General features: G+C 68.9%; 7 protein-coding genes. 3 read left to right on the top strand and 4 right to left on the bottom strand.

Translation table 11 applies throughout. From position 1 onward, the window contains the following. The first annotated feature begins 5 nt into the window (after window positions 1–5). Complete coding sequence (locus AABN02_RS20270) at window positions 6–122, top strand: zinc ribbon domain-containing protein (RefSeq protein ID WP_338413229.1); 117 nt, start codon at window positions 6–8, stop codon at window positions 120–122. Here the strand turns inward: AABN02_RS20270 and AABN02_RS20275 are convergent. Both AABN02_RS20275 and AABN02_RS20280 read right to left on the bottom strand, forming a co-directional pair. Continuing rightward, entirely contained in the window at window positions 119–604 is a 486-nt protein-coding gene (locus tag AABN02_RS20275; RefSeq protein WP_338416726.1) for an RNB domain-containing ribonuclease, read from the bottom strand. The genes AABN02_RS20270 and AABN02_RS20275 overlap by 4 nt on opposite strands. A 72-nt stretch (window positions 605–676) precedes the next feature. Then, complete coding sequence (locus tag AABN02_RS20280; protein ID WP_338416727.1) at window positions 677–898, bottom strand: hypothetical protein; 222 nt, start codon at window positions 896–898, stop codon at window positions 677–679. Between the two features lie 173 nt (window positions 899–1,071). Between AABN02_RS20280 and AABN02_RS20285 the strand changes: the two genes are divergently transcribed. Both AABN02_RS20285 and AABN02_RS20290 read left to right on the top strand, forming a co-directional pair. After that, complete coding sequence (locus AABN02_RS20285; RefSeq protein ID WP_338416728.1) at window positions 1,072–1,920, top strand: 4'-phosphopantetheinyl transferase superfamily protein; 849 nt, start codon at window positions 1,072–1,074, stop codon at window positions 1,918–1,920. Further along, window positions 1,917–2,711 (top strand): alpha/beta fold hydrolase, encoded by a 795-nt coding sequence (locus AABN02_RS20290; protein ID WP_338416729.1) that lies wholly within the window; start codon window positions 1,917–1,919, stop codon window positions 2,709–2,711. The genes AABN02_RS20285 and AABN02_RS20290 overlap by 4 nt, the downstream gene beginning before the upstream one ends. A gap of 21 nt (window positions 2,712–2,732) precedes the next feature. Here AABN02_RS20290 and AABN02_RS20295 read toward each other — a convergent pair whose 3' ends face one another. Both AABN02_RS20295 and AABN02_RS20300 read right to left on the bottom strand, forming a co-directional pair. Continuing rightward, on the bottom strand, window positions 2,733–3,194 hold the full coding sequence (locus AABN02_RS20295) for a rhodanese-like domain-containing protein (protein ID WP_338416730.1): 462 nt from the start codon (window positions 3,192–3,194) through the stop codon (window positions 2,733–2,735). 18 nt (window positions 3,195–3,212) lie between these two features. Continuing rightward, the coding region (locus tag AABN02_RS20300) for an MFS transporter (protein WP_338416731.1) at window positions 3,213–4,293 on the bottom strand (1,081 nt) is incomplete at its 5' end.

Raw genomic sequence — 4,293 nt, forward strand, 5'->3', positions numbered from 1 at the left:
TTGGAATGAGGCGGTGGACTTGCTGCGAGTGCGGGGCGAAACACCACCGCGACGTGAACGCAGCCAAGAACATCGCCGCGCGCGGGCATGCGCGTCTCGCAGGAGGAATCCCCGTCCTTTAGGGCGGGGAGGATGTCAACACACCCTCTGCGTCGACCACCATCTCGGTGACCAGTGCGAGGCGGTCCTGGCCGACGTTGAGCGAGGTGAGGTCGGTCGACAGACGCTCGGGCAGCATCGGAAACACCCGCACCGACGTATAGACCGACGTCGTGTTGAGGCAGGCCTGTGCGTCGATCGCGGAGCCGCGCAAGACCAGCGCATCCACGTCGGCGATGGCCACACGCACGCACACCGCACCCGAGGCCAGCGACTCGCAGGCGGTCAGCTGGTCGAGGTCGAGGGAGTCATCGTTGTCGATCGAGCGCCACGGCAGCGTCCGCAGGTCTGCCACCGTTGCATCCAGGTCGTGCGGGGCGCCTGACAGTGTGGCCAGTTCAAGCTCGACAGCGGGCGGGAAGTCTGGCGCCAGGCCGCGCTCCGACATGGCCTCGCAGGCGAGGTGGATCAGGTCCTGTCGGGTGCATGTTCGATCGGTGTGCATGGGGCACTGTACTGCCGTGTGGGCGATTGATCCGCCCATTTGCGCTCCCGACATCACGGGTAAACCCGTAGATCAGTCCAGCAGGACCAGATGCCCCTGGACCTGGGCGGCCTCGATCTCTTCGATGGGCAGCACCACGGAACTCTGTCCCTGCGTGCCCCAGATGACGTCGATGGACTGGTTGCCGACGCGCTCGACCAGGCATGGCCCGATGGGGATGTTCAGCATGCAACCACCGCCGGCCGGGTAGGTGACCGGGCCCGTGATGCGTGCGCAGTGCGTCGTGATGTCCATGACCCATCCTTGTGAGCGTTGCGCTCGGTGCGAGAGAAAAGGGCGCCGGTCCGCATCGCGGCGGCTCGTCGAGGAAGACCGAGCGTGCGCTGTCCTGGCTGTACGGTCTGTGTGACAGCGCACGTGCGCCAGGGCGTGCCGCGCACGCGGCGCCGGAATGCAAGAATTCGCCCATGCCCAACGCCGACGCCCCCATGCACTTTCGGACACCGACCGGCAGGCCGCAAGGTCGGGCGGATGACGCAGTGCATGTGCATCTGATGCCTGTGCCGGCGGGGCAGGGCGTGGACTGGTCGCTCCGCCCGGAACTGGACGTCGCCGAACGGGCCCGCATCCAGCGTCTGCGCAGGCCGGCTGATCAGCAGCTCTTTGCCTGCGCCCACGTCCTGCTGCGCCGGGCGCTGAGTCGCCATGCCGCCGCAGACCCGGCCGACTGGCGTTTCGAGACTGCGCCCGATGGCAAACCTGCGCTGTGTCACCGGCATCACCCTCTGCTGCTGCACCTGCGATTCAACCTGTCGCACTGCGCTGGTCTGGTCGCCGTCGCGGTGGCCCTTGACCGCGAGGTCGGTGTCGATGTGGAAGAAGTCGATGCGATGCGTGATCAGGCCGGGATGGCCGGCATGATCCTGACCCCGCACGAGAGGGCGCTGTGGAGTCGGATCGTGCCTGTGCATGCCGGGGAGTCGACCGACCTGGCCCGCAGACGGTTCTTGCTGGAGCGCTGGACCCTCAAGGAGGCGGCGCTCAAGGCCATGGGCATCGGGCTGGGCCGCGTCGAGCCCAGCCAGTTCGGCCTGGTGCATGTGCCGGAGGCGGGCTGGCAGTTGCAGGCCTTCGAGGGCGATCCGCAGCCGGATCGGCGCTGGTTCCTGGCCACCGGTCCGGCCGGGCCAGCGCACGGGCTTGCTGTGGCCTGCGAACGCCGCCCCGGCGAACGCGCGCCCGCCGTGGTCCTGACGCAGTGGCAGATGCCCGGGCCGAGTCCGGACCCCGTCCGTCTCCACCTCTGTGGACCATGAATACACGTTCCGTCCCGCTCGTCACCCCGTGGCTGCACCGCTACCCTCTGTGCATCCCGCCCCGCCTGCGGCTGTTCTGCCTGCCCTATGCGGGCGGGGCTGCCTCGCTCTACCGGTCCTGGCGCGCGGCGTTGCCTGCGGATGTCGAGTTGTGTGCGGTGCAATTGCCGGGCCGCGAAGGCCGCTTGGCCGAACCGGCGCTGGACGACCCGGAGGCCCTGTTGGCGCAGTTGCAGGCGGCTGTCTTGCCGTGGCTGGACCGGCCGTTCGTGCTGCTGGGCTACAGCATGGGCGGGCTGATCGCACATGCACTGGCGTGTCGTCTCCAGGCATCTGGTGGTCCGACGCCCGAACGGCTGGTCGTTGCGGCCTGCAGCAGCCCGGACCATCCTGCCCAGGTCGATCCGGACCGGATGAGCGTGGCCGGTTTCACGGCCTGCCTGCGTGCCCTGGGAGGCACCCCCGAGGCGGTGTTCGAACATGCAGAGCTGCTGGAGATGCTGCTGCCCATGCTCCAGGCCGACTTCCGGCTGGTGCGGCGTCTGCGCGAAGCAGCCATGCGGCGACCTGGCGATCAGCCCTTGCGCTGCCCGATCACGGCGCTGGCTGCGGCGGACGACGGGCACGCCACGCCGCTGCAGGTGGCGCGCTGGGCCGACTTCACGCAGGGCGGGCTGGACGCTGTGACCATTCCAGGCGGGCATTTTGCAGTCTGGAACCAGCCGCGCCTGCTGATGCAGGCTGCCCTGGGAGGACCGTTCGCTCGCCCGGAACCGACGGTGACGGGATAGGGCTCGACGGCTGGATGCGGGCTATTTCGCCGTCGCCGAGGTGGACGCCTTCCAGGCCCCGAAACCCCCATGCAGGAGGCGCACGTTCTCGAACCCCGCCAGGCGCAGCGCCATCGCCGACTGGGCCGCGAACGAGCCCGTGTTGCAGTAGGCCAGGATCAGCTGGTCCTTGGGCAGCGATGCCCGCTCGGCGAAGACCTTGCGCCACTCGATGTTCACGGCACCAGGGATGTGCTCCTTGGCGAACTGGCCGGCATCACGCACGTCGAGGAGGTAGAACTTCTTCCAGTCACCCGCCGGGATCTGCTCGACCATGATGGTGCCGCTGTTGTAGTCGCTGAACTCGAAATAGGTCTCCAGCGCCTCGGTGGTGGCCTTGTCGAGCTGGGCATGGGCCAGGAGCGGCATTCCGCCCAGCATGGCGGCACAGGTGGCTGCAAGCGCCAGGGTCCTGGCTCGGTGAGCCGTGGTCATCAGGTTCATGGATTGTCTCCAGCAAGGTCAGGCATCCGGCGCCACAGGGGCCGGGTTGAGTCGCGGGTGGGTTTCTTCCCCCCAGTGCCACAGCACCGCACCCGACAGGAACATCGCCACCGCCACGAACGAGAACGCGGTCTCGATGCGTCCACCCAGCGCCGCCGCGGCGCCGAGTCCGAGCGCGCCGAGTCCGTAGCCCAGGTCACGCCAGAAGCGGTAAAGGCCGATGGCCGAGGCGCGCCATGTCGGGTGGGCGATATCGGCCACCGCGGCGCTCAGATTCGGGTAGAGCATGGCCATGCCCAGCCCGGCGACCGCGGCCGACATGCTCCACCACAGCGCGCCGTGGCCCATCGGCAGCAGGGCCACGCCCACGCCACAGAGCCACATGCCTGCCACGTTGAGGCCGTGTCGACCGATGCGGTCGGAGAGTTGTCCGGTGAAAAACTGCGCCCCGCCCCAGGTGAAGCCGTAGACGCCGACGATCCAGCCAATGCCGGGCAGATCCACGCCCTGCTGGTGCAGGTAGACCGGCCAGAAGACCCAGACCAGCGCATCGACGAACTTCTCGACCAGCCCGGCCTGGCACAGCGCGGCCAGCCGGCGGTCCTTCCAGCTCACCAGCGCGAAGAGTTCACCGGTGGTCGGGTGCGCGCTCACCCCGGACGGATAACGCGGGCGCAGACCGGCGACCGCGGTGACGGCCGCATGGCCCTTCACCTCCGCTTGCGCCCACGGCAAGGTTTCGACCACGGCCCACCACGCCAGCACGGTCGCCAGCCCGATCACCGCCATGCCGAACCACAGCAAGCCTTGCCGCGGTCCCAGCCAGGCCGCGGCGTACCCGGTGAGCACCCCGGCCACGGCGACACCCACATAGCCCGAGAACTCGTTCAGTCCGATGACCAGACCGCGCTGGTCCGCCCGCGTGAGGTCGAGCTTGGCGGTCTGCGTCATCGACCACGTCAGCCCCTGGTTCACCCCCAGCAGCACGGTGGCCGCGACGATCCAGCCCCAGGACGGCGCCCACGCCACCAGGAGCGGAATCGGCAACGCCACCGCCCAGCCGATCAGCAGCACCCGGCGTCGCCCGATGCGCTCGGCC

The organism is uncultured Sphaerotilus sp. (assembly GCF_963924895.1).
GTDB lineage: Bacteria > Pseudomonadota > Gammaproteobacteria > Burkholderiales > Burkholderiaceae_C > Sphaerotilus.